This window comes from Amycolatopsis sp. WAC 01416, from assembly GCF_003947485.1.
Classification (GTDB): domain Bacteria; phylum Actinomycetota; class Actinomycetes; order Mycobacteriales; family Pseudonocardiaceae; genus Amycolatopsis.
The window spans coordinates 336320-358902 of sequence record NZ_QHHX01000007.1; the positions used below are offsets into that span (position 1 = coordinate 336320).

At 69.9% G+C, this 22583-nt stretch carries 21 protein-coding genes; 13 read left to right on the plus strand and 8 right to left on the minus strand.

Going from position 1 to position 22583, the window contains the following annotated elements; genetic code table 11:
* Positions 1-213 precede the first annotated feature (213 nt).
* Positions 214-918 (minus strand): TioE family transcriptional regulator, encoded by a 705-nt coding sequence (locus DL990_RS25415; protein WP_125787458.1) that lies wholly within the window; start codon positions 916-918, stop codon positions 214-216.
* A gap of 21 nt (positions 919-939) precedes the next feature.
* Positions 940-1416 (minus strand): DUF6194 family protein, encoded by a 477-nt coding sequence (locus tag DL990_RS25420; RefSeq protein WP_125800123.1) that lies wholly within the window; start codon positions 1414-1416, stop codon positions 940-942.
* Positions 1417-1475: 59 nt separating this feature from the next.
* On the opposite strand from DL990_RS25420, the gene DL990_RS25425 reads away from it, so the two are divergent.
* The gene (locus DL990_RS25425; protein WP_233620565.1) at positions 1476-2216 is read left to right on the plus strand and encodes a MerR family transcriptional regulator; all 741 of its coding nucleotides are present in this window, start codon (positions 1476-1478) and stop codon (positions 2214-2216) included.
* Here DL990_RS25425 and DL990_RS25430 read toward each other — a convergent pair.
* Complete coding sequence (locus DL990_RS25430; protein WP_199746589.1) at positions 2180-2434, minus strand: hypothetical protein; 255 nt, start codon at positions 2432-2434, stop codon at positions 2180-2182. The two genes, DL990_RS25425 and DL990_RS25430, sit on opposite strands and share 37 nt — an antisense overlap.
* A gap of 115 nt (positions 2435-2549) precedes the next feature.
* Between DL990_RS25430 and DL990_RS25435 the strand changes: the two genes are divergently transcribed.
* The 4 genes from DL990_RS25435 to DL990_RS25450 all read left to right on the plus strand — a co-directional run bounded on the left by DL990_RS25435 (position 2550) and on the right by DL990_RS25450 (position 6646).
* The gene (locus DL990_RS25435; RefSeq protein ID WP_125800124.1) at positions 2550-3353 is read left to right on the plus strand and encodes a class I SAM-dependent methyltransferase; all 804 of its coding nucleotides are present in this window, start codon (positions 2550-2552) and stop codon (positions 3351-3353) included.
* Between the two features lie 62 nt (positions 3354-3415).
* Positions 3416-5005 carry an adenylate/guanylate cyclase domain-containing protein gene (locus tag DL990_RS25440; RefSeq protein ID WP_125787461.1) on the plus strand — a complete coding sequence of 530 codons (1590 nt, stop codon included), beginning with the start codon at positions 3416-3418 and terminating at the stop codon, positions 5003-5005.
* A 186-nt stretch (positions 5006-5191) separates the two neighbouring features.
* Complete coding sequence (locus tag DL990_RS25445; RefSeq protein WP_125787462.1) at positions 5192-5863, plus strand: papain-like cysteine protease family protein; 672 nt, start codon at positions 5192-5194, stop codon at positions 5861-5863.
* 9 nt (positions 5864-5872) lie between these two features.
* Positions 5873-6646, plus strand: a complete 774-nt coding sequence (locus DL990_RS25450) for a hypothetical protein (RefSeq protein WP_125787463.1) — start codon at positions 5873-5875, stop codon at positions 6644-6646.
* Here DL990_RS25450 and DL990_RS25455 read toward each other — a convergent pair.
* Positions 6633-7547, minus strand: a complete 915-nt coding sequence (locus tag DL990_RS25455; protein WP_125787464.1) for a helix-turn-helix transcriptional regulator — start codon at positions 7545-7547, stop codon at positions 6633-6635. The two genes, DL990_RS25450 and DL990_RS25455, sit on opposite strands and share 14 nt — an antisense overlap.
* A gap of 159 nt (positions 7548-7706) precedes the next feature.
* Between DL990_RS25455 and DL990_RS25460 the strand changes: the two genes are divergently transcribed.
* The 8 genes from DL990_RS25460 to DL990_RS25495 all read left to right on the plus strand — a co-directional run bounded on the left by DL990_RS25460 (position 7707) and on the right by DL990_RS25495 (position 14469).
* A complete protein-coding gene (locus DL990_RS25460; RefSeq protein WP_125800125.1) occupies positions 7707-8783 on the plus strand; it encodes a M20 family metallopeptidase in 1077 nt (358 codons plus the stop codon).
* Positions 8784-8839: 56 nt separating this feature from the next.
* A complete protein-coding gene (locus DL990_RS25465) occupies positions 8840-9112 on the plus strand; it encodes a hypothetical protein (protein ID WP_199746590.1) in 273 nt (90 codons plus the stop codon).
* Between the two features lie 57 nt (positions 9113-9169).
* Positions 9170-10990, plus strand: a complete 1821-nt coding sequence (gene glmS, locus DL990_RS25470; RefSeq protein WP_125787467.1) for a glutamine--fructose-6-phosphate transaminase (isomerizing) — start codon at positions 9170-9172, stop codon at positions 10988-10990.
* Between the two features lie 27 nt (positions 10991-11017).
* The gene (locus DL990_RS25475) at positions 11018-11371 is read left to right on the plus strand and encodes a YciI family protein (protein WP_125787468.1); all 354 of its coding nucleotides are present in this window, start codon (positions 11018-11020) and stop codon (positions 11369-11371) included.
* A 5-nt stretch (positions 11372-11376) separates the two neighbouring features.
* Positions 11377-12564: an RNA polymerase sigma factor gene (locus DL990_RS25480; protein ID WP_125787469.1), complete on the plus strand. Its 1188-nt coding sequence runs from the start codon at positions 11377-11379 to the stop codon at positions 12562-12564.
* 62 nt (positions 12565-12626) lie between these two features.
* Positions 12627-12749: a hypothetical protein gene (locus DL990_RS42215; protein ID WP_255431391.1), complete on the plus strand. Its 123-nt coding sequence runs from the start codon at positions 12627-12629 to the stop codon at positions 12747-12749.
* Positions 12746-13639 (plus strand): carbohydrate ABC transporter permease, encoded by an 894-nt coding sequence (locus DL990_RS25490; RefSeq protein WP_125800126.1) that lies wholly within the window; start codon positions 12746-12748, stop codon positions 13637-13639. The genes DL990_RS42215 and DL990_RS25490 overlap by 4 nt, the downstream gene beginning before the upstream one ends.
* Before the next feature lie 2 nt (positions 13640-13641).
* A complete protein-coding gene (locus tag DL990_RS25495) occupies positions 13642-14469 on the plus strand; it encodes a carbohydrate ABC transporter permease (RefSeq protein ID WP_199746591.1) in 828 nt (275 codons plus the stop codon).
* 444 nt (positions 14470-14913) lie between these two features.
* On the opposite strand, the gene DL990_RS25500 is transcribed toward DL990_RS25495, so the two are convergent.
* The 4 genes from DL990_RS25500 to DL990_RS25515 all read right to left on the minus strand — a co-directional run bounded on the left by DL990_RS25500 (position 14914) and on the right by DL990_RS25515 (position 22561).
* On the minus strand, positions 14914-16095 hold the full coding sequence (locus tag DL990_RS25500; protein WP_370451375.1) for a DUF222 domain-containing protein: 1182 nt from the start codon (positions 16093-16095) through the stop codon (positions 14914-14916).
* A gap of 135 nt (positions 16096-16230) precedes the next feature.
* Complete coding sequence (locus DL990_RS25505; RefSeq protein ID WP_125800257.1) at positions 16231-17592, minus strand: GH1 family beta-glucosidase; 1362 nt, start codon at positions 17590-17592, stop codon at positions 16231-16233.
* An 11-nt stretch (positions 17593-17603) separates the two neighbouring features.
* On the minus strand, positions 17604-18863 hold the full coding sequence (locus DL990_RS25510; RefSeq protein ID WP_125800128.1) for an ABC transporter substrate-binding protein: 1260 nt from the start codon (positions 18861-18863) through the stop codon (positions 17604-17606).
* Between the two features lie 44 nt (positions 18864-18907).
* Positions 18908-22561: a BTAD domain-containing putative transcriptional regulator gene (locus DL990_RS25515; protein WP_125800258.1), complete on the minus strand. Its 3654-nt coding sequence runs from the start codon at positions 22559-22561 to the stop codon at positions 18908-18910.
* Positions 22562-22583 lie beyond the last annotated feature (22 nt).

Below are 22583 nucleotides of genomic sequence, written 5' to 3' on the forward strand. Positions count from 1 at the left end.
TTTCCTTCGATAAGGAGGGGACGACGAACCGCCGGAATATGGTTTAAAAGGCAGGGACCGGGCGGTTCATCTCGACGTCACGCACAGTACGAGCGCCCGTCTTCCTCGCCGTAGCGCCGAAAGTAGGTTCCGCGATCACGGTCCTACTTTCGTAGGCAAAAGCGTGAATAGCCGTGTATTCAATCGCGCGGAAGTGTCATTGTCCGAAAAGTGTCAGCAGTCGAGGTAGGTGTTCAGCGCGGCTGCGCCGGAGAGCAGGGCCCGGCCCCTCGCCGAGAGCCGCGAGTGCCAGTCGCTCAGTGTCGACTCGAGCGGCACGACACCTCCGGCCGAGCGGACCTGGTCGATCAGCGGCGCTATCCGCTCCAGGAGGTAGCCGCCCCGCCGGAGCTGACGGGCCAGCTTGGCGTCGCGCACGTCGGCCGCGCTGTAGACGCGGTAGCCGGTCCGCGGGTCGCGTTCGGGCCGGAGCAGGCCCGCACGTTCCCATTCGCGCAGCGTGGCGGGCCGGACGCCGAGTTTCCTGGCCAGCGGACCGACGAACATCTCGCCCCGCTCGTGCGGCACGGGTTCGAGATCGCGGAGCGCGTCCGCGACGGCCTGGAGGGTGCGGCGATCCTCCAGCAGCTGCGCGTGGCTCTCGTCGACGAGCCTGAGCGCTTCCTCGACCGCGTCCCGGTTGACCGCCTCCATGATCGACGCCGCCGTCGCGTGACCGTGCCCGGGTACGAGGGCCAAGAACGCCCGCAGGGCCTGGGCGTGCCGGGGCGTGTAGGTGCGATAGCCGTGCGGACCGCGTTCGGCGGCGGGAAGGATGCCGTCCGCCTCGTAATTGCGGACGGCCTGCGTGGACAGGCCGTGCTCACGTGCCAGGTCGACCGGCCTGAGCCGCTCGCGGGTTTGAAGGTTTCGGCCCACCGCCCCACGATATTCGGTCCGCTAACCGCGCGAGGAATCCGCGCGCCGTTCGTACCGTGCGCGGGCCAGCCGGTAGGCCGTGCCGAGCAGTTCGCGGATGACCGCTTCGGTCTTCAACGCCGGGTTCACCACCGCCAGCCAGCCCGCCGTCCCGTACACCGGGTGGGCGATCACAGTGTCTTCGACGGCGGGGTCGATGTCGGTTTCGGCCGCGTCGCGGGGAGCGCGGCCGAGCAGGCGGGTGAAGTCCTCCCTGCCCGCGTGGATGTTCACGCGGAACGCGCCCGGCCGGTCCAGCCGCGAGGCCTCGTCGCCGGGGTAGTTCTTGGTCACGACCGTCGCGAAGGGCTGGACGTTCGCCGGGACGACGCCGTCGGGGGAGTAGTAGAAGAACGCGTCGCCCCAGCTGAGCTCCGGCCACTCGTCGCCCGGCCCCGGCGTGAGGGTCAGGACGCCGTCGAGGTCCGAAACGAAGCCGATGATGTCGTCGATGTTCATGTGTTCAAGCGTCGCATTAAAGTGCTTATGGAGGGTTCGGGTACGTTTTCGACGAGGTGATGGTGTCAAGTCTCAAATCACTGCGCACAGCGGAGATCGCTCGCCTGGCGGGCTACTCTGTGCAGCAGGTGCGGAATCTCGAACGTGACGGCGTGCTCCCGGCGGCGACGCGGACGGCCTCCGGCTACCGGAGCTACGAGGAGATCCATCTCCGGTCCGCGCTGGCCTATCGCGCGCTCGCCGCCGGAGTGGGGCCGGTCGAGGCGAAGAAGATCGTCCGCGCTCTGCATCGGGATCCGCTCCCCGACGTCCTCGCGCTCCTCGACGCCGCCCACGCCGGGGGCGACGCCGAACGCGCGGACCTCAAGGAGGCAAGGGAAGCCGTCCGGGTGATCTCCCGCGAACCGATCGCAGACGTCCGCGGCTCGGACTCGATGAGCGTCTCCGAACTGGCGTCGGCGCTCGGCGTGCGTCCTTCGACGTTGCGTCACTGGGACGCGGAACGGCTCGTCGTCCCCGGCCGCGACGAGCGGGGGACGCGGCGGTACACGCCGTCCCAGGTGCGGGACGCGCGGATCGTGCAGCAGCTGCGGTTGGCCGGGTACCGCGTCGCGCCCCTTCGGGCCCTGATGCCGGAGCTGCGGCGATCCCGGAGGCTGGAGGACGTCGCGGCCGCGCTCTCCGCCCGGGGCGCCGGGATCACGGCCCGCTCGCGGGCTCTTTTCGACGGCACCGCCGAGCTTTCCCGCGTGGTGGAGCCGGATCAGCGGGTGCAGCACCAGAAGACCGTCGCGTCGTAGGGCGAGATGACCAGCTTGAAGTACTCCTCGCAGTCGGTGAACCCGGCCCGCTCCGCCTGGGTCCTGGCGTCGTGGCGCGCGTGGAACAGCGCGAGGCCGAAGTCGCTCGACCCGTGGCCGACGAATTCCCTGGTCTCGAGCGGACTCGCGGAAGCAGGGGTGGCGATCGCGCCCATGACGGCGGCCGCGCCGAGCAGTCCGAGCAAGGTTCTCCTCATACCGACCACGCTAGGGCCGGTCCAGTGCGCGATTCGCCCACTGGATGGAGGTTCCTGCTGCCGCCGTCCGTCGCAGGCGGGTTCGCACGGGGCGCGAACCGGATATCGTCACGGCATGTCTTCTCGCGAAGTGGGAACCCGGCGCGCCTTCGACGCCGCGGCCGCCGATTTCACCGCGCTGGGCCGCCATCTGTGGGAGCCGATCGGCGCGGCCACGGTCGCGGCCGCCGGACTCGGTGAAGGTGACCGTGTCCTCGACGCCTGCTGCGGCACCGGGGCCTCGGCGATTCCCGCGGCGCGTGCTGTCGGGGCCGGCGGCGTGGTGGACGCGATCGACCTCTCCGGCCCGATGATCGGCGAGTTGCGCCGCCGTTCGGCGGATCTGCCGCAGCTGCGCGTGCACGAAGCCGACGCGACGGCGTGGGACACGGGCGACTACGACGTCGTGCAGTCCGCGCTCGGCATCTTCTTCTTTCCCGACATGACGGACGGCACCGAGCGGCTGATCTCCCGGGCCCGGTCCGGCGGCCGGGCCGTGTTCACCATCTGGCGCGGCGGATCCATGGTGGCGGCGGGCCGTCACCTCGGCCGCGCGGTGGCCGAGGTGACCGAGTCCGCTCCGCCACCGGAACGGAAACCGGGTTTGATCGACCGCGTCGATCAGGCCGACACTTATGCCGCATGGCTTTCCGAGCGGAATCTGTCCGATGTGGACGTCGTGGTCAACGAGCTGCGGCTGACCATGACACCGGAGGTCGCCTGGCTGGTCGTCATCGGCTCCGGGTTCCGTGGTCTTCTCGCCGACCTCGAACCCGGCGCCGTCGAGCAGGTGCGTGAGCGCTACCTCGATTCCCTGCGCGCCGAAGGCGTGACAGAACTCGACGCGACGACGCTGATCGGCTCCGGCACCGTCCGCTGACGACAGTGTCCGCTTCGGTGTACAGTCGTTCACTCAAACCGGGGTGAACGGGTGGGACACGGGTGCGACCAGACAACGACTCCACTGTCCGGGGCCGAGGGCAAGGACCGTTCGGCTCCTGGCTGCTCGGTCCGCTCGATCAGGACTCGGCCGTGTTGCGGCGCCGCGTCCAGGGGCTGCTCACCGGGACGCTGATCGCGACCAACGTCATCGGCGCGCTGGTCGTGGTCGGACTGGCGGCCCTGCTCATGCCCGCTCCCGGCATGTCCGGCGATCTCGTCCGCGTCACCGCGATCGCGGTCCCCGTCTACGTGGTCTCCGCCGTGGTCGTGGGCGCGCTGTGGGGCACCCGCGGCGCGTTGCGGACGTTGCGCTGGGCGGCCGACGGCCGGACGCCGACCGACGAGGAGCGCGCGGCGAGTCTTCGTGTCCCGTTGCGCCTGACGCTGGTCCAGGCGGTGCTGTGGGGCGTCGCGACCGTGGTCTTCGGCGTGCTGGCCGCGCTGGTGCAGCCGCGGGTGGTGCTCACCGAACTGCTCGTCGTCGCGTTCGCGGGTGTGGTCGTCTGCGCGATCGCTTATCTGGCGGGAGAGTTCATCCTGCGGCCGTACGCCGCCTTGGCGCTGACGGGCACCTCGCCGGCGCGGCGGCTCAGCGGCGGGGTCAACCTGCGGATGCTGCTGTTCTGGTGCCTCGGCACCGGCGTGCCGGTGGCCGGGCTGGTGGTCACGGCGGTGCTGGCGTGGGCGCGCGGCGACGTGTCGACCACGAAGCTCGCCATCTCGGTCATCGTGCTCGGCCTGGTGGTGCTGGTCTTCGGTCTGCTGGTGACCGTGTTCACCGCCCGCGCCGTGGTGAACCCGATCCGGTCGGTGCAGCACGCGCTCGGCCGGGTGCGTGCCGGTGACTTCGCCGTGGAGATCCCGGTCTACGACGGCACCGAACTCGGTCTGCTGCAAGCGGGCTTCAACGGGATGGCCGCCGGTCTCGCGGAACGCGAACGTTTGCGCGACCTGTTCGGCAGGCATGTCGGCGAGGACGTCGCGATCGAGGCGATGCGCACGTCCGCCGAACTCGGCGGCACGGTGCGGACGGTGTCGGTGTTGTTCGTCGACCTGATCGGGTCGACCGCGCTGGCCGCGAGCCGTCCGCCCGAAGAGGTCGTCGGCCTGCTCAACCGGTTCTTCGCGGTGGTGGTCGACGAGGTCGACCGCAACCACGGGCTGGTCAACAAGTTCGTCGGTGACGCCGCGCTGGCGATCTTCGGCGCACCGGTGCGGCTGGAGGACCACGCGACCCTCGCGCTGTCCGCCGGACGGGCGATTTCGCGCAGGCTGGCGGCGGAGGTGCCCGAATGCCCGGCCGGGATCGGCGTGGCGACGGGTGAGGTGGTCGCCGGGAACGTCGGCGACCCGCGCCGGTTCGAGTACACGGTGATCGGCGACCCGGTCAACGAAGCCGCCCGGCTGACCGAACTGGCGAAGAACGTCGAAGCCCGGTTGCTCGCTTCGTGGACGGCGATCGAGTCGGCGGCCGAAGACGAGGCCGCACAGTGGATGGCGACGGAGGACGTCACGTTGCGGGGCCGCAGCCGGCCCACCACGCTCGCGACACCCAAGTCCCGACCTGTGGTGGATTCACAGCCCTTGTGAAGGGGCCGTGAATCTTGCGCGGCGGCCCTCGCTCCGCCACACACGGACCTGATGTTTCCTGGCACGCGAGCGCGTCCATGCCCTGTGAACGATCACAGCGGCTCCTTCGCGCCCGGTGAGGGCGTTGTTCCCGAAGCCGGAGCGGCGCACGGTGATCTCCCCATCCCCGTGTCAAAGGAGACATCTGTGAAGAGTCTTTCGAGGGCCGCGCTGGCCACCGGAGCCGCCGTCTTCGCGCTGGGCATGCTGCCCGCCACCGCTCTCGCGCAGCCCGGCGACGCCGGGGACCGGCCCCACGGCCTGATCCAGACCCAGACCCACACCCAGGTGCGCGAGGTCGCGCCGGTGGCGGGGACCGCGATGACGGTCGCCGCGACCGCCGCCTCCAAGCAGCTGAACTACACCCAGCAGGTGCAGCAGTACAACCAATGGTGCTGGGCGGCGGACGGTTCGAGCATCGAGCGGTCGATGGGCGGCACTGCCACCCAGGCTCAGTTCTGCGCCGCGGGCAAGGGCACGTCGGCCGGGTACTGCCCGAACCAGCCCGCCCAGATCCCCGAGATCGTCCGCGGTTTCCGCGGCACCGGCTTCTCCGCGCAGGACGCGGGCGGGCCCATCGGTTTCAGCTCCGTCGTCAGCCAGATCGACGCCGGGATCCTGAACCTGACGGGGATCTACTGGACCTCCGGCGGCGGCCATGCCGAGGTGATCTACGGCTACGACTCGGCGAACCAGTCGATCATGGTCGGCGACCCGTGGCCTACGTATCAGCGCTACCAGACCTGGAACTACAACCAGTACCGCAGCAACGGCCAGTTCCGCTGGAACGACACCATCGTCAACATCCGGAAGGGCTGACCCGCGGTCATGAACACGATCTGCCGGAAGTTCGCCGGTTGTCTCGCGGTGGCCGTCGCGACGCTGCTGCCCGCCACGCTTCCCGCCGCGGCGGGTGAGGGAGTCGTCCCGCTTTCGGACGGCGATCTCGCGGCCGCCGTGCGTGTCGCCGGGCAGCCGGACGCGATCGGCCTCGCGAGATCGAACTTCCGGCAGGTCGCCCGGATCGAACCCCGGCGGATCACCATGGGGGAGAAGGGAATCCCGGTCTACACCCTCAATCCCGACTTCGTCAGGGGCATCACCGGCGCGCCCGCGGGTGTGCTGAGATCCGTCGCGGTGACGGCCACCGCGGATTCCGGCCAGAAGGCCACGCTGCAAGCGATGCCCGAGGGCGCGGGAAAATGGGTCGCGGCGAGCGTGTTCTCAGGCAACGACGAAGAAACCCTGAGCGTGCGGCTGAAGCCCGGTTCGGTCCTGCTCAACGAACCCCAGATCAACGGCTGGTACGAACTGGGCCCCGACGGTGTGGTGCTCCTGCAGGCGAGCCTGCCGCAGTCGCCGGTGGGGAAGTTCGTGCCGCTTTCCGGCTATCAGCGGGAAGTACACGGCCGCTACGCCGACAAACTGCCGGGATCGGACTACCAGCGCGATCGCGGGATCGGCTTCAGGCAGGCCGTGCCCCCGCCCGTCGACACCGGGCCGCCGGTCGCGATCGTGGCCGGTCTGATCGCCGCCGGGGTCGCCGGGGCGGGAGTCGTGCTGGTCGCGGTGTGGCGGAAACGCCGCCTCACTCCCAGATGAGGTCGATCCCCGCTATCCCGACGCCGAGATCCTCGAAGTAGGCACTGACCGTCGCACCCGGCCCGGGGTGCAGCGGTTCGCTCACCACGGGGGCCAGTTCTTCGCGCTCCCGCACGGTTTTGACGCAGCGGGCCGGGATCGCGCCGTCGTCGAACCGTATCCGGAGCAGATACGCCGACATGCGGGAGCGCACCGTCCGGTGGAAACAGGTCGAACGGACTGACGCGGCCAGGCGCAACGTGAACGCGAAGGTGTGTGTTTCCCCTTCGGCCAGGCCGCGGTCGAAGAGGAGCTCGAACACCATCCCCGGCGACGAGGCGCTTCGGCGCACTCTGCCTCTTCGGCAGCCGTCGGTCGCGAAGACCGTCGTGGCCTCCATGTCGGTGCCGGGTTCGTCCTGATGGGTCACCACGAAACCGTCCGCGCCGGGCTCCCGGGCCCGCACCACCATGGTCGAGGAGATCTCCGAGATCCGGCCTTCCCCGGTCATGGTCAGCACGTCGACGACGGTCGCGACGTCGAGCTTCGCGTTTCCCGCCGCGCCGGGTGTTTCGCTCAGTTCGTCCAGCAGCGAGCAGGTTTCGGTCCAGCTTTGCCGCAGTTCCGGCAACGAGGGCCTGCGGTCGTCGCCGGGCGGCCGCCGTTGCGGGCCGATCAGGACGACCAGACTGTCCGCGGGCAGGCCCAGCACCGCTTCGAGCGCGCGAACGACGTCGAGCGAGCGCGGCGTCGACGGATGCCGGAGCCCACGCTGCCAATAGCTCAAGGTCGATTCGGCCACGGAAACCCCGCGTGCCGCCAGATGCGCGCGGATCCGGGACAGGGAAAGCCCGCGGTGCTCCACCGCTTCGGAAAGCGCGCGGGGGAACGGGCTGGGCCTGAACTCGCGTTCCTGGTACATGGACACCCCCCACCGACGCCGGGTTGGCGCAAAGCATGCGCAGTCCGGCGCCGGTCGGCAACCGCCTAAGGTCGAAAACCGGACTTTCAGGCGAATTCGAGCCGCAGGCTTGCCCGATCCCATGCGCGGCGCCGACGGCGTATACGCGAAAGTGTTCGCATGACAGCCGACGCGATGATCGAAGACCTCAGGACGCTCGTCGAGATCGAGTCTCCTTCGGGGGACATCAAGGCTTTGACGGCCTCGGCCGAAGCCGTCGCCGCTCTCGTCGAGACCCGTCTCGGCGGAACCGCGACCCTGGTGGAGAGCGCGGCGGGACCGCACGTCCGGTGGTCCGGCGGCGGCGAGCCGCGCGTGCTGATCCTGGGGCACCACGACACCGTGTTCCCGATCGGCACCTTGGCGCGCCGCCCGTTCGCGGTGGCCGACGGCCGGGTGACCGGTCCGGGGGTGTTCGACATGCTCGGCGGACTGGTGCAGGCGATCCACGGCCTGGCGGCGCTCGAGGACCTGACCGGCGTCGAGATCCTGGTGACGGCCGACGAAGAAACGGGCTCGCACGAATCCCGGGCGCTCATCGAGGAGCGTGCCCGCGCTTGCGGCACGGTGCTGGTGTTCGAAGGAGCGGCCGACGGCGGCGGTCTCAAGATCGCCCGCAAGGGCTGCGGCACGTTCGAGGTCGTCATCACCGGCCGGGCGTCGCACGCCGGTCTCGAGCCGGAGGCCGGCGTGAACGCGCTGACCGAAGCCGCGCATCAGGTACTGGACATCGTCGCGCTCGGCAGGCCCGAGATCGGGACGAGCGTCACCCCGACCGTCGCTTCGGCGGGAACGGCGAGCAACGTCGTGCCCGCCTCCGCGACCGTCGTGGTCGACGTGCGGGTCGAGTCCGCCGCGGAGAAGGAGCGCGTCGAAGCGGGGTTCGCCGCGCTGACCCCGCGCCTCGAAGGGGCGGAAATCATGGTGCGGGGCGGGATCCACCGGCCGCCGATGCCCGAATCGGCCGCGGCGGATCTGTTCGCCGTCGCCGGGCGGCTACTGCCCGGAGTCGCCGGGGTGGCCGTCGGCGGCGGGAGCGACGGCAACCTGACCGCCGCGATCGGCGTCCCGACCCTCGACGGGCTGGGCGCCGTCGGCGGCGGAGCCCACGCCGATCACGAGTACCTGCTGGTCGAGTCGATGGTGGAGCGGGCAGGCCTCGTCACCGGCCTGGTGACGGCGACCCGAGGCCGCTGACCCGCTGTTCTTGCCCGATTTCGGGCAAGAACTGGCGTTTCGGAGGCCCGATGTGCATGATGGGCTCCGTGGAGGACGCGGACATCGTCGAGCAGGTGGCCTTGTCGACAGGTCTGTCGACGGCCATCGCCGCCCGTGTCGTCGAGGACGTCCTGGCGTTCTATCGGCAGTCTGTCGAGCAGTACGTCCGGGAGCGGCATGCCCGATTGCAGGCCGAGGGCGGGAAGAACCCCGAGATCTTCCCCCGGATCGCCGGAGAACTGAGCCGTCGTCTCGTCGCGCCTCCCGACCTGTCCGAGCGGCAACTGCGCCGCATCGTCTACGGCTGACGGAGCGCGCCCGCTCTTCGCGTGCCCTGTCCGTTTTCTCTGTGAGGTTGACTCGTCATGTGCGGAATCGTCGGCTACATCGGCGGCCAGAACGCCGCCCCGATCCTGATCGAGGGGCTGACGCGGCTGGAATACCGCGGCTACGACTCGGCCGGGATCTCCGTCCTGGGCGGTAAAGGCGCCCAGGTGCACCGGATCGTGGGGCGGGTGCGGAATCTGACCGCGGCCCTGCCCAAACGGCTCGCGGGCAAGGTCGGCATCGGGCACACGAGGTGGGCGACGCACGGTCCGGCGACCGAGGCCAACGCCCATCCGCACGTTTCCGAGGACGGCCGGATCTCGGTGGTGCACAACGGGATCATCGACAATGCCGACGCCCTCCGCGAGCAGCTCACGCAGGCCGGGGTGACGCTGACGTCGGAGACCGACACCGAGGTGCTCGCACACCTCATCGCGAGGTCGGGCGCGAAGACCCTCGAAGACGCGGTCGTCGAGGCCGTCTCGCGGGTCACCGGTACCTACGCGATCGCCGTGACCGACACCGGGCACCCCGACCGCGTCGTGGTCGCGCGGAACGGTTCGCCGCTGATCATCGGCGTCGGCGACCGCGAGATGTTCGTGGCCAGCGACCTGTCCGCGCTGGTCCGGCACACCTCGCAGGTGGTGCACCTCGACGACGGCGAGTTCGCCAGCGTCTCGGCCACCGGCTACCGCACCTTCACCGTCGACGAGAGCGACACCGGCAAGGCCGCCACGGCGATCGACATCCAGGCAGACGATCTCGACCTCGGCGGGCACCGGCATTACATGTACAAGGAGATCCAGGAGCAGCCGGAATGCCTGGAGCGCATGATCCGGGGCCGTCTCGACGACCGGTTCGGAGTGTCCCGTTTGGACGGTCTGAACCTGACTCCGCGTGACCTGCGTGGTTTCGCGAGGGTGAAGATCCTCGGCTGCGGCTCGGCGTACTACGCGGGCCAGATCGGCGCGACCATGATCGAGGACCTGGCGCGGGTCCCGGCCGACGCGGAGGCCGCGTCCGAGTTTCGCTACCGCAACCCCATCATCGAAGCGGACACGCTCTACATCGCGGTCAGCCAGTCCGGCGAGACGGCGGACACCGCGTTCGCCGTCGAAGAGGTCAAGCGCAAGGGCGGCCGGGTGGTCGGCCTCGTGAACGTCGTCGGCTCGACGATCGCGCGGGCCTGCGACGGCGGCCTGTATCTGCACGCCGGTCCGGAGATCGCCGTCGCTTCGACCAAGGCGCTCACCAACATGGCCGTCGGTTTCGCGATGATCGCGCTGGCGCTCGGCCGCGTCCGCGATCTGTCCAATGCGGACGGACAGCGGATCGTCGCGGCACTCCGCGCGTTGCCGAAGCAGGTCGCGGAGATCGTCGAGGCGGAGGCCCAGATCGCCGAGCACGCCAAGATCTGCGCGGACGCGCGGAGCCTGTTCTTCATCGGCAGGGTCCGCGGCTTCCCGGTGGCGCGGGAGGGCGCCCAGAAGTTCAAGGAGATCTCGTACCGGCACGCGGAGGCCTACCAGACCTCGGAGCTCAAGCACGGCCCGCTCGCGCTGATCGACGAGGAGCTGCCGACGGTCGCGATCGTGCCGTCCGACGACCTCGCCGACCGCAACCTGGCCGCGATGCAGCAGATCAAGGCACGCAAGGGCCAGGTGCTGGCGATCACCCACGCCGACGTGGATTTCGGCGATCTCGACGTGCCGCGGTTCGTCGTCCCGCGTTCGGAGCCCGAACTCGACCCGATCCTGCTCACGATCCCGTTGCAGCTGCTGGCTTACCACGCCGCGCTGATCCTCGGCCACGACATCGACAAGCCGCGGAATCTCGCGAAGTCCGTCACCGTGGAATGATCTCCTGAGCCGTCGAAGGGGTCAGTCATGAGGCAGTACCTGCTCGCCGTCCAGCTCGACGAGAGCACGCGGGACGCGCCCGAGGACGAGGTCCTGGCGATGATGGCCAGGACGGGCAAGGTCACCGACGAGATGAAGGCCGCCGGGTCCTGGGTCTTCGTGGGCGGCCTGGAGCACTCGGACGTCTCCACGGTCGTCCGTCCCGAAGGCGGCACGACCACGATCACCGACGGGCCGTTCGCCGAGACGAAGGAACAGCTCGGCGGGTTCTGGGTGATCCAGGTCGACGACCTCGACCAAGCGCTGGCCTGGGCCGAGAAATGCGCGCTCGCCTGCGGGCAGCCGATCGAAGTGCGGCCGTTCGGCGACCCGCGGCGTTGACGTCGATGGATTTCGACGGGATCTACCGGGCGGAGTACGGCCGGTGCGTGGCCACCCTGACCCGCCTCCTCGGCGACATCTCGCTCGCCGAGGAGGCGGTTCAGGACGCGTTCTCGACCGCGGTCGAGAAGTGGGCCGAGCCACCGCCCAATCCAGGCGGCTGGATCGTCACCACCGCCCGCAACCGGGCGATCGACCGCCTGCGCCGGGAATCCACCCGCGAGGCCCGGCACGCGCAGGCCTTGCTGCTGCACCAGCCGGATGAGCCCGCCGAGGTCGGGCCGGTGCGCGACGACCAGCTCCGCATGATCTTCACCTGCTGCCATCCGGCGCTTTCGCCGCTCGCGCGGACCGCGCTCACCCTGCGGCTGCTCGGCGGGCTGGAGGTGGGGGAGATCGCGCGGGCGTACCTCGTCCCGGAAACGACCGTCTCCCAGCGGATCGTCCGAGCGAAGAAGAAGATCCGCGACGCGGGCATCCCGTATCGGGTGCCGCGGGACGATGAACTCCCCGATCGGCTGGGCTCCGTGCTCACCGTGCTCTACCTGGTCTTCAACGAGGGATACACGTCCACGTCGGGAGACCTGCTGCGGACGGACCTCTGCCTGGAAGCGATTCGCCTCGCGAGAGCGCTCGCCGAGCTGATGCCGGACGAGCCGGAGGTGCTCGGGCTGCTGGCGCTGCTCCTGCTCACCGAAGCCCGGCGGCCGGCGCGGGTCGGGCCTTCCGGTGAGCTGGTGGTGCTGGCGGACCAGGACCGGTCCTTGTGGAATCGCGAGCTGATCGCCGAGGGGCACGAACTGGTGCGGCGATGCCTGCGTGTCGACCGGCCGGGTCCGTACCAGGTGCAGGCCGCGATCAACGCCGTGCACACGGACGGATCGGCGACCGACTGGACGCAGGTGCTGGCGCTCTACGACCGGCTGTGGCGGCTCACCCCGACACCGATCGTCGCGCTCAACCGCGCGGTCGCCGTCGCCGAGGTGCACGGCCCGGCGGCGGCACTGGACGGGATCGCCGAGCTGGATCTGCCGGGCTACCATCATCTGCCCGCCACCCGCGCGAACCTGCTCGCCCGCCTCGGCCGGACTTCGGAAGCCATCGCTTTCTACGACGAGGCGGTCGCCTTGGCCACCAACGACACCGAACGAGCCTTCCTGGAGAACCGCCGGGCACGCCTCGGGTCCCCGTGACGATCTCGACCAACTATTGTCGCGGTGACCGCTCATCCGCCAGGGCAGGAGGTGAGGCGACGGTGAAACGCGCGGCCCGCTTCGGGGATCTCGGTGACGTCGACACCCTGATCACCGACACCCGCGTCGATCCACAGGTGGCCGACGAGATCACCCGGGCTGGGGTCAAGGTGATCACCGTTTGAAGCGTACGGGCGAGCGGCTCGCCGGATATCTGATGACCGCGCCGTTCTACGTCCTGTTCGGCGTGTTCGGTCTCTTCCCGCTGCTCTACACCGCCTGGGTGGCGCTGCACCACTGGCATCTGGTCAACGGTGACACCGGGTTCGCCGGTCTCGGCAACTTCGCCGCCCTGCTCCAGGATCCGAAGTTCTACAACGCGCTCTTCAACACGGTCAGCATCTTCGTTCTTTCGACCGTCCCGCAACTGCTGGCCGCGCTCGGGCTCGCAGCACTCCTCGACCGCCCGTTGCGCGCGCGGACCCTGTGGCGGGCCAGTGTGCTGCTGCCCAACGTCGTCTCGGTGGTCGCGGTGGCGCTGGTGTTCAGCCAGCTCTTCGCCGAGGACTACGGCGTCGTCAACTGGGTGCTGGGCCTGGCGGGGTTCGACCCGGTGGACTGGCGGACGGACCGGTTCGCCGCGCACGTCGCGATCAGCGTGATGGTGATGTGGCGCTGGACCGGCTACAACGCGCTGCTCTACCTGGCGGCCATGCAGTCCGTGCCGCAGGAACGCTACGACGCCGCCATGCTCGACGGTGCCTCGCGCTGGCGGACCTTCTGGTCGATCACCGTGCCCGCGATCCGCCCGACCATCGCCTTCACCGTCGTCGTCTCGACCATCGGCGGGTTGCAGTTGTTCGCCGAGCCGCAGTTGTTCGACGACACCGGGACCAACGGCACCGGCGGCGCCGACCGCCAGTTCCAGACACTCGCCATGTACTTGTACGAGAAGGGGTTCGGCGAGTTCGACGCCGGATACGCGGCGGCCATCGCGTGGCTGCTCTTCCTGTTCTCGGCGGGCTTCGCGCTGGTCAACTTCTCGCTCGTGCGCCGGATGCGGGGCGGTGAGTGATCGTGGCGGCGAGGGAACGGACCGGATTCGTCGCCTACGGGCTGCTGCTCGCTGTCGCCGTCGCGTCGATCTTCCCGCTGTACTGGTCGTTCGTGGTGTCCTCGAAGGACAATTCCGCGCTCGGCGAGACGACTCCGCCGCTGCTGCCCGGCGGCAACCTGATCGAGAATGTGGGCAAGGTCTTCGACACCGTCGATTTCTGGCTGGCGATGCAGAACTCGCTGATCGTCGCCGGCACGGTGACCGTGTCGAACGTGCTGCTCTCCAGCATGGCCGGATTCGCCTTCGCGCGCCTGCGTTTTCCCGGCCGCGACTCGCTCTTCCTGGTCGTCATCGGCACCGCCATGGTGCCCGCCCAGCTCGGGGTGATCCCGCTCTACCTGGTGGTCGGCGAACTCGGCTGGTACGGGCGGCTGGAGGCGGTGATCGTGCCGGGCCTGGTCGGTGCCTTCAGCGTGTTCTGGATGCGGCAGGCGTGCGAGGAGGCGATCCCCGGCGAACTGCTCGACGCCGGCCGCGTCGACGGCTGCTCGACGGTGCGGCTGTTCTGGAGCGTCGCCCTGCCCGCCATCCGTCCTCAGGCAGCCGTGCTCGGGATGCTGACGTTCATGACGGCATGGAACGACTTCTTCTGGCCGTTGATCGTGCTCGACCCCAACGCGCATCCGACCGTCCAGGTGGCGCTGTCGCGGCTGGCGAGCGGTTACTTCACCGACTACTCGTTGATGCTGACCGCGGCCACGATCGGTGTGCTGCCCGTGATCGTGCTGTTCATCGTGCTGGCCAGGAAGGTGGTCGACGGCGTCATGCGTGGCGCGCCACGGGGCTGACGACCGCGGTCGCGTCGAGCGCCTGGGCTCGGTCTGGCAGGCGGGCTGTTGCCGTGTTTCGGTGATGTAGATGGGCTGCGGGTGGTTGCCCGGCCACCGCCAGACCAGACCAGACCAGAGTGTGGTCATGTCGGGTACCTGTGCAAGTTCATGAGTGGGTTCCGGCCGCGATCGAGTCGTTGCCGTATTTTGGCGACAGGGCTGGCGCCGATCGCGCAATCGCGGTCGTGGCGCCGTTGCCGTATTTCGGCGACCGGGCCGGTGGCGGTGGTCGCGGGTTCGGGCTGTTGCCGTGTTTCGACGATGCTGATGGGGTGCGAGTGGTTCCCCGGACACCGCCAGACCAGACCAGACCAGACCAGAGCGTGGTCACGTCAGGCGCCTCTGCAAGTTCATGAGCGGATTCCAGACCCGATCGAGCCGTGGCCGTATTTCGGCAACGGCTCAGAACGGTGGCGGTTCCTCGGCGCGGGGTTCGTGCAGTGGCGGCGGTGTGCTGTCGTAGCTCCGCCCCGTGGGGGTGGTGATGGTGAGAGTCCCGTCGGAAGCCAGCCGGTAGACCCAGCCGGGTTCGTCTTTGAGGCGGTGGTCACGGCGGCAGAGGTCGATCAGTTCGGTATCACTGGTGTGGCCGCCGTGTTGCCACGGCAGCGAGTGGTCGAGGTCGCAGGCTTGGGCGACGCGGTGGCAGCCGGGTCTTCGGCATTCCCGGTCGCGTACCCGCACGAACTCGCCCAACCCGGCGGTGGGCCGATACCGGTCACGGCCCAGATCCAGGACCTGTCCGGAGAGCGGGTCGGTGATGATCCGGCGCAGCACGGTGTCCGGCCCGGACGCGATGTGCCGGGCCAGCGAGGCCGGGATGTGGCCGTGTCCGGCCAGCTCGGCGGGATCCTCGTTCACGCCCAGATAGGTGTTGAGATCCATGTAGAGGAACACTTCGCACCGTTCACTCTTGCCGCCTTGACCACTGAGCAGGAGATCGAGGGCGACGTCGGCGCGGAGCTGGTCGAGGGTGCGGGGCTCGTCGCCGGTCTTGAGAGCGCGTGCTTCGCGGTCGATCCGGGTGTAGGCGGCGGCGACTTTCTCGACGGGGCCGTCTTCGACCTCGATCGAGGCGACCCCGGTCTCGCCCTGCCGGATCGAGAGGCGGCGCCCGGCGCGGTGGCGTTCGGTCCGAAGACCCGCCCCGTCGCGGTCGGCCATCATCGCCGCGTGGTTCGCCGCTTTCCGGATCTGGTCGGAGTTCCTGCCCGGTAACCGGTCCTCCAGTACCTCGTCCACCGCACGTGCGTCGTCGTTGGACAGCCACGCGGTGGCCGTGGCGACTTTCATCGCCCCGTAGCCGCCCACCTGCCCGCGATCCAGGAGCCCCAGTGTTCGTGGCAGCCGGGTGGTCAACGCCTGGGCCGTCGACACCAGTCCAGCCGCGTGACCGTCCACAACAGACAGAGCGAACGCGACTTCCTGCGTCACGCCGGCCGCACTGTCGCGGTGACGGTTCAGTTGCGCGAGAGCGCGGAAACGGACCGCTTCCAGTCGCGCGATTCCCTCCGACGCCGCCACGGCAGCGTCGACAGCATCCTTGTCCTCCAACGAATCCAGCGCGACATTGACCTCCTTCAACGCGGCAGAGGAGGTGATTTCCTTGAGTAGCGCCACAGTGGCGTTGCGTGTGTCCACACAGAGAACGTACAACCGACCACCGACAGTTTCCGGAGGCCGATTTTCGGCAACAACGAGGCCGGCCCTTCGGAACCGCTAGAGCCCGTTGCGCGCCACCACGTCCGCGTAGAACCGGGCGCTGTCCTTGAGTACTCGTTCCTGCGTCTCGAAGTCGACGTGCACGAGGCCGAACCGCTGCGTGTACCCCATGGCCCACTCGAAATTGTCCAGCAGCGACCAGGCCATGTAGCCGCGGACGTCGGCGCCCTGTTCGATGGCGTCGTGCACGGCGGCGAGGTGTTCGGCGAAGTACCGCACGCGTTTCGCGTCGTGCACGCGCCCGTCGACGACCTCGTCCTCGAACGCGGCGCCGTTCTCGGCGATCAGGAGCGGCAGGCCGGGGCAGTGTTCGTGCAGCCACAGCAACAGATCGGTGAAGGACGACGGCCGCTGCTCCCAGCCGAGCGAGGTCAGTTCGCCGCGTGGTCGCTGGACGTCCATCCCGCGCAGGCCGGGTAACGGGCAGTTGCTGTCGGCTTCGGGATCGTCGAGCCGTCCGGCGCGGGCGGGCGCGTAGTAGTTGACGCCCAGGACGTCCAGCGGCTGCGCGATCACTTCCAAGTCGCCGTCGGCGATCGCCGATTCCAGCGTGCCGAGATGCGCCAGATCCGCCAGCAATTCGGGCGGATAGCCGCGGCCGAGCAGGGGATCGAGGAAGAACCTGTTGTGCAGGAAGTCGAATTTGCGCGCGGCCTCGCGGTGCGCGGCGTCGTCCACGTCGGTCAGCACGGGGGCGAAGTTGAGCACGATGGACACTTCCTGCTCTCCGCCACCGGCCCGCAACGCCTGCGCGGCCCGGCCGTGCGCGAGCAGGAGGTTGTGCCCGGCGACCAGCGCCGCGCCCTCGTCCCGGATACCCGGCGCGTGGTCGCCGTTGCCGTAGCCGATGAAGGCGGCGCAGAACGGCTCGTTGATCGTGGTCCATTGCCGGACGCGATCGCCGAGTGCTTTGTGGACGGTCAGCGTGTAGTCGGCGAAACGGTCCGCGAGATCGCGGTTGGGCCAGCCGCCTTCCGCTTGCAGTGCCTCCGGCAGATCCCAGTGGTAGAGCGTCACCATCGGAGTGATCCCGTGCTCCAGCACCGTGTCGACGAGGCGATCGTAGAAGGCGAGGCCGCGCGGTTCGCTCGTGCGGCCGTCCGGCATCACCCGCGACCACGCGACGGAGAAGCGGTAATACGGCACGCCGAGTCCGCTCAGCAGGCCGATGTCCTCGCGATAGCGCCGGTAGTGGTCACACGCCGGTTCGCCGGTGGCGCCGTCGAGCACCCGGCCGGGCCGCGCGGTGAAAGTGTCCCAAATGGACGGTCCGCGGCCGTCGGCCGTCGTCGAACCCTCGATCTGGTAAGCCGCCGTCGCCGTGCCCCAGCGGAACCCGGCCGGAAACCCGCGTGTCACGTCGTCCTCGCTCATTTGGCGGCCGCGGCGCGGCCCTCCGTCGAAGCCTGGTTCCAGGCCTCGTCGAGCGATTGCCGTCCCTCCTCGACGCGGCCGAGCGCGTGCCCGTACACGGGCCGCACCTCGCCGTCACGCAGCCCGCGGTAGTTCGGCCGCAGCGCTTCGGCGGAGGCGGCGAAGATCTTGCCGACCGGCGCGTCGCCGAAGTACTTGCTGGTGTGGGAAAGCACGGCGCTGTCCTGATAGGCGCCGAGTGAGCTCGGCAGCAGCCCGCTTTCCAGGAAGATCCGTTTCTGCTGTTCGGGCGCGGTGAGCCAGACGGCGAGATCGTAGGCCTCCTTGCGGTGCGCGCCCTGTTTCGGCACGGTCAGGAACGAGCCGCCCCAGTTGCCCGCCTTGCCGGGAACCGCGGTGACGTCCCATTTGCCCGCCAGCTCCGGTCCGCCCGCCTCTTCGATCTGGGTGAGCATCCACGCGGGACAGGTGATGGCGGCGAACCGGCTCTGCTTGATCGCCACCGTCCACGGCTGCGTGAACGTGGTGACCGCCGCCGTCTCCTTCTTCAACGCCATCCCGCCCGCCAGTTCGAAAGCCTTGCGCACGTTGGGGTTCTTGTCCGCGACGAACGTGTCGTCCTTGGCGAAGTAGTTCTCCTCCGCCTGGTTGAGCATCGCCGTGTAGATCGTGCCCGCCGAGTCGGCGAATTTGACGTCTTCCGGCGCCTTGGCACTGAACCGCTCCCCGGTTTCGGCGAACTTCTCCCAGCTCGGCCACAGCGCGGCCACCTGATCGCGGTCGGTCGGCAGGCCGGCGTTCGCGAACAGGTCGCGGCGGTAGCAGAGGGCGAGGCTGCCCATGTCGGTGCCGAGCCCCATCACGAACTTCCCGCCGTCCGCGGTGCCCTGATCCCATTTCCAGGCAGGCCACTGCTCGCGGAGACCCTGCGCGCCGAATTCGGACAGATCGGTGAACTTGTCCGTGGACTGGCGGAACTTGGGAAGGTACTGCTCCTCGATCGCGACGACGTCCGCGCTGCCGCGTCCGGCGCCGAGGCCGGTGGCGAGCTGCCGGTGGTGCGTCTCGAAGTCGGCGACCCGGCCCTCGACGGTGATGCCCGGATGCGCCTTCTCGTAGTCGTCGAAGAGTTTCTCGTACCCGAACTCGCCGAAGGTGGCGACGGTGAGCTTGATCGGGTCGCCGGGTTCCGGCGTGCCCGAACAGCCGGTGAGCAACAGCACGAGGGCCGTCAAGCCGGCCAGCACGCGGTTCATGGTTCTCCTCGGTCGTACGGTGATGATCGCGTTCACGCCGGCCTTCACGCGAGCCGTCTGGGCAGCTGATCGCCGACGGTCAGCCGGGAATCCGCGTGCAGTTTGGTCAGCACCCTCGACACCAGCGACTGCACCGTCCTCCTCGGCAGGCTCAGCTCCGCGGCGATCTCGGGATTGGACAGTTTCGCCGCCACCAGCCGCGCGACCCGCAGCTCCAGTGGCGACAACGCGCCGCTGTGCCGGGGTCCGCGCGCGGCGCGGCTCAGCACCCCGTAGCGGCGCATCCGGTTTTCCGCGCGACGAATGCTCCAGGTGGCGCCCACTGGCCCGAGCACTTCGCACGCCTCGGTGAGCGAGCGGGTGGCCGCTTCGAGGTAACCGGCGCGGCCGAGCAGTTCGGCGGCGTCCTCCAGGGCGGCGGCGAGTTCGATCGGGCGGCCGACCTCGCGGTAGTGATCGGCCGCGGACAGCATGCCTTCGGCGTCGCCGTCGATCAGCGCGCGGCATCGGGCGGCGGCCGCGGTCGCCCTGGCGGGCACGGTCTCCTGGCTCGCCTCTTCGGCGCAGACGGCGAGCGCTTCCCGCGCGACGGCGTCGTTCCCGGCCGCGAGCGCGACGCGGACGACGTCGGGAAGCCATTGGTGGCGCAGCATCATCCGGGCGTAGTCGGGGCGCAGCACCGGCGCGATCAGCCGTAGCGCGTCGTCGAGCGCGCCGCGCTGTTCGGCGGCCATCGCCAGGGCAGCGAGGTAGAAGTCGCAGCTCTCGCGCTCGGACGAGTTCGACGGCGAATGCGCCTCGGCGGCTTCCAGATGGGCGCGGACGGAGACGCGTTCGCCCCGGTGGCCCGCGATGAGGGCGGCGACCCCGTGCAGCAACAGCGCGGCGGCGCCCGGCTCGCGCACCCCGTAGAAGGTGATCGCCGGGCCGTCCTCGGTGACCGAGTCCAGTTCGGCCAGCGCCTCGTCCCAGCGGCCGGTCCAGTAGTAGTGCACGGCCGCCGAAACCTGCGGACCGGTCGGCAGGCCGTGCCGGGCCGCCGTCTCGTACCCGGCGTGCAGCGTCGCGTCGGCCTCGGTGAGCCGGTCGAGGTTCTGCAGGGTGAAGAGGCGGTTGTCGAGCAGGTCGAAACGCAGGGTCGCCAGCTCGGCCTGGTCACCGGTGGTCTCGAGCGCGGCGTCGATCGCGGTCAGCGCCCGGTCGTGCTCACGGCGGATCGAGTGCACGAGCCACAACGTCTGCTGCGCGTGCGCGGCGGGATAGCGTTCGCCCGCCTCGACGGCTTCGGTGTGCAGGCCCCGCGCGATCCGTTCGGTCTCGTCGAGATCGTCGAGGGTGCCGCGCCGGAAGTTGGCGAGCAGGGTCCGGGTGCTGGTGCGCCACAGTTCCGGTATCGACGGATCGTCCGCGGTGTCGGCGAGTGCCTCGATCGCGCCGGGCGTGTCGCCCCGGCGGTAGCGCAGCGCGGCGAGGAAATGCCGCATCTGCGCCAGATCCGCCTTGTCTTCGACCATCTTCACCGCCTGCTCGGCTTCGGCCTCCGGCGCCTGTTCGAGACGGAACAGCACCCGCACCAGCGCGGCGATCAGCGTCCCCCGCTGTTCGCGGGTGGGCACCGTGCTGTCGAGCGCGTCGCGGAGGAGATCGGCCGCGATATGCGGGGCACGGTTGGACACCGCGACGTGGTTGGCGGTGAGCCAGCCCGCCAGCCACGGGTCGAACGGCACCGGCCCGGCCGCCAGCTGCTCGGCGACCCGTTTGACCGGCGCGCCCGCCCGCGCGAGCGACTCGGCGGCACGCCGGTGCAGCGCGGCGCGGACCGGTTCGGCGATGCCACCGTAGAGCGCCTGCCGCTGAAACGGATGGTGGAAGGCGAGTTTGTCGCCTGCGTACTCGATCACGCCCGCGGTGGTGGCCGGTTCCAGTTCCCGCAGGACCTCCAGCGGGCTCTTGCCCGCCAGCGTGGCGAGGTCTTCGACGGCGAATTCCGCGCCCAGCAGGGAGGCGGTGCGCAGGATCTCGGTCGTGGCCGGATCGAGGCATCCCAGCGTGCGGGCCACCGCGGCGAGCAGTGACCGCGGCGCGTTCTCGGTGCCGTCCAGGGTCACCTCGGCCACGCCCGCCTTGATCAGCAGCGAGCCGGTGCGCACCAGGTCGTGCGCGATTTCCCTGGCGTAGAGCGGGTTCCCGGCCGCGCGCCGGACCAGCGGACGCAGGCTCGGCCCCAGCCTGGCCCCCAGCACCACTTCGAACACGGCGGCGATCTCGTCGTCGCTCAGCACCTCGACCGGCATGATCTCGCCGTCCCTCGCCTCGACCCCGCGGCGCAGCCGGGCAAGGTCCCGGCGGCCGTGCCCGGTGCGGGTGGCGGCGACCAGCAGCAACGGCAGCTGGCGGGTGGCGGCGGCCAGCCGCTGCCACAGCAGCACACTGGCCTCGTCCGCCCAGTGGAGGTCGTCGATCACCAGCACCAGCGGGCCCGCCGCGCAGGTGTCGTCGACCAGTGCCAGCAGCTTGTCCACAGTGGACAGGATCGGGTCGGCGGGGCCCCAGTTCCCGTGCGCGGGCTCGGCGTGCAGCTCGCCTGCCAGCTTGGCCTTGGCCGGATCCGCCGCGCCGTGGTGCACGCCGAGGCATTCCATGATCACCTGCAGCGGGAAACGTTGCTGGAGCTCGTCGGCCGCGGTCCAGGCGAGCTGGCAGCCGCGTGCCGCGGCGCCCGACAGCCCGGCGATCAGCAGCTCCGATTTGCCGATGCCCGGTTCGCCTTCGAGCCAGACCGGACGGCCGCGGCCGGCGAGCACGTCGGTGACGAACCCGTCCAGCCGTTCGACCTGCCGGGTCCGGCCGGGCAGCCGGCTCTGGCCGCCGCGTTCGATCGCCTTGGCCACCGGCGGCGGCACGACCCGGATCGGGGCCGGTTTCGCGTCGGTGACAGGTTTTTCGGTGCCGCTCAGGATGCGCTGGTGCAGGTCACGCAGCGGGGCGCCGGGTTCGACGCCGAGCTCGTCCCGGAGTATTCGCCTGGCCTCGCGGTACGCGGCGAGCGCCTCGATCTGGCGGCCGCTGGCGTGCAGGGCACGCATGAGCGTCTCGTGCAGCGACTCGCGCAACGGATGCCGCCGTACCAGCGCGGTCAGCTCGGCCACCAGTTCGCGGTGGTCGCCGAGGCGGAGCAGCGCGGTGGCGCGCAGCTCGGTGGTGGCCAGCTGGAGTTCGGTCAGCCGGACGCGTTCCGCTTCCGCGAACGGGCCCGGTACGCCGGAATAGGCCTCGCCGCGCCAGACCCCGAGCGCGGTGGTGAGCCGCGTGGCCGCGCCGCGCTGGTCGGCGTGGGCGAGCAGCCTCCTGGCCGCGGCGGCGTCCTGTTCGAACCGGTGGACGTCGAGCGAGTCGCGGTCCAGCCGCAGGGCGTAACTCGATCCGGACGAACGCAGCATTTCGTGCGCGTCGCCGCCCGCCTTGCGGATCGCCCCGCGCAGGCCGGAGACGTAAGTGTGGACACTGCCGGTGGCACTGGCGGGTGCCGACTCGCCCCAGACGCTCGAAATCAGTTCGCCGAGCGAGATCGCCTGGCCGCGGCGAGCCGCCAGGGTGGCGAAAACCGCGCGCTGGCGGGCGGGCCCGAGCTTCAGCTCGACGTCTTCGAGCCAGGCACGAGGCGGCCCGAGCAACTCGACGCGCAGCCCGTTCGTCACGCCGGCTCCGTTTCTCGTCATG

Bases quoted from the DNA above. Each gene is read 5' to 3' on its own strand.
- DL990_RS25420 (WP_125800123.1), bottom strand. From the start codon at position 1,416: ATGAACATCGACGACATCATCGGCTTCGTTTCGGACCTCGACGGCGTC.
- DL990_RS25425 (WP_233620565.1), top strand. From the start codon at position 1,476: ATGGTGTCAAGTCTCAAATCACTGCGCACAGCGGAGATCGCTCGCCTG.
- DL990_RS25430 (WP_199746589.1), bottom strand. From the start codon at position 2,434: ATGAGGAGAACCTTGCTCGGACTGCTCGGCGCGGCCGCCGTCATGGGC.
- DL990_RS25435 (WP_125800124.1), top strand. From the start codon at position 2,550: ATGTCTTCTCGCGAAGTGGGAACCCGGCGCGCCTTCGACGCCGCGGCC.
- DL990_RS25450 (WP_125787463.1), top strand. From the start codon at position 5,873: ATGAACACGATCTGCCGGAAGTTCGCCGGTTGTCTCGCGGTGGCCGTC.
- DL990_RS25455 (WP_125787464.1), bottom strand. From the start codon at position 7,547: ATGTACCAGGAACGCGAGTTCAGGCCCAGCCCGTTCCCCCGCGCGCTT.
- DL990_RS25460 (WP_125800125.1), top strand. From the start codon at position 7,707: ATGACAGCCGACGCGATGATCGAAGACCTCAGGACGCTCGTCGAGATC.
- DL990_RS25465 (WP_199746590.1), top strand. From the start codon at position 8,840: ATGATGGGCTCCGTGGAGGACGCGGACATCGTCGAGCAGGTGGCCTTG.
- glmS (WP_125787467.1), top strand. From the start codon at position 9,170: ATGTGCGGAATCGTCGGCTACATCGGCGGCCAGAACGCCGCCCCGATC.
- DL990_RS25475 (WP_125787468.1), top strand. From the start codon at position 11,018: ATGAGGCAGTACCTGCTCGCCGTCCAGCTCGACGAGAGCACGCGGGAC.
- DL990_RS25480 (WP_125787469.1), top strand. From the start codon at position 11,377: ATGGATTTCGACGGGATCTACCGGGCGGAGTACGGCCGGTGCGTGGCC.
- DL990_RS25510 (WP_125800128.1), bottom strand. From the start codon at position 18,863: ATGAACCGCGTGCTGGCCGGCTTGACGGCCCTCGTGCTGTTGCTCACC.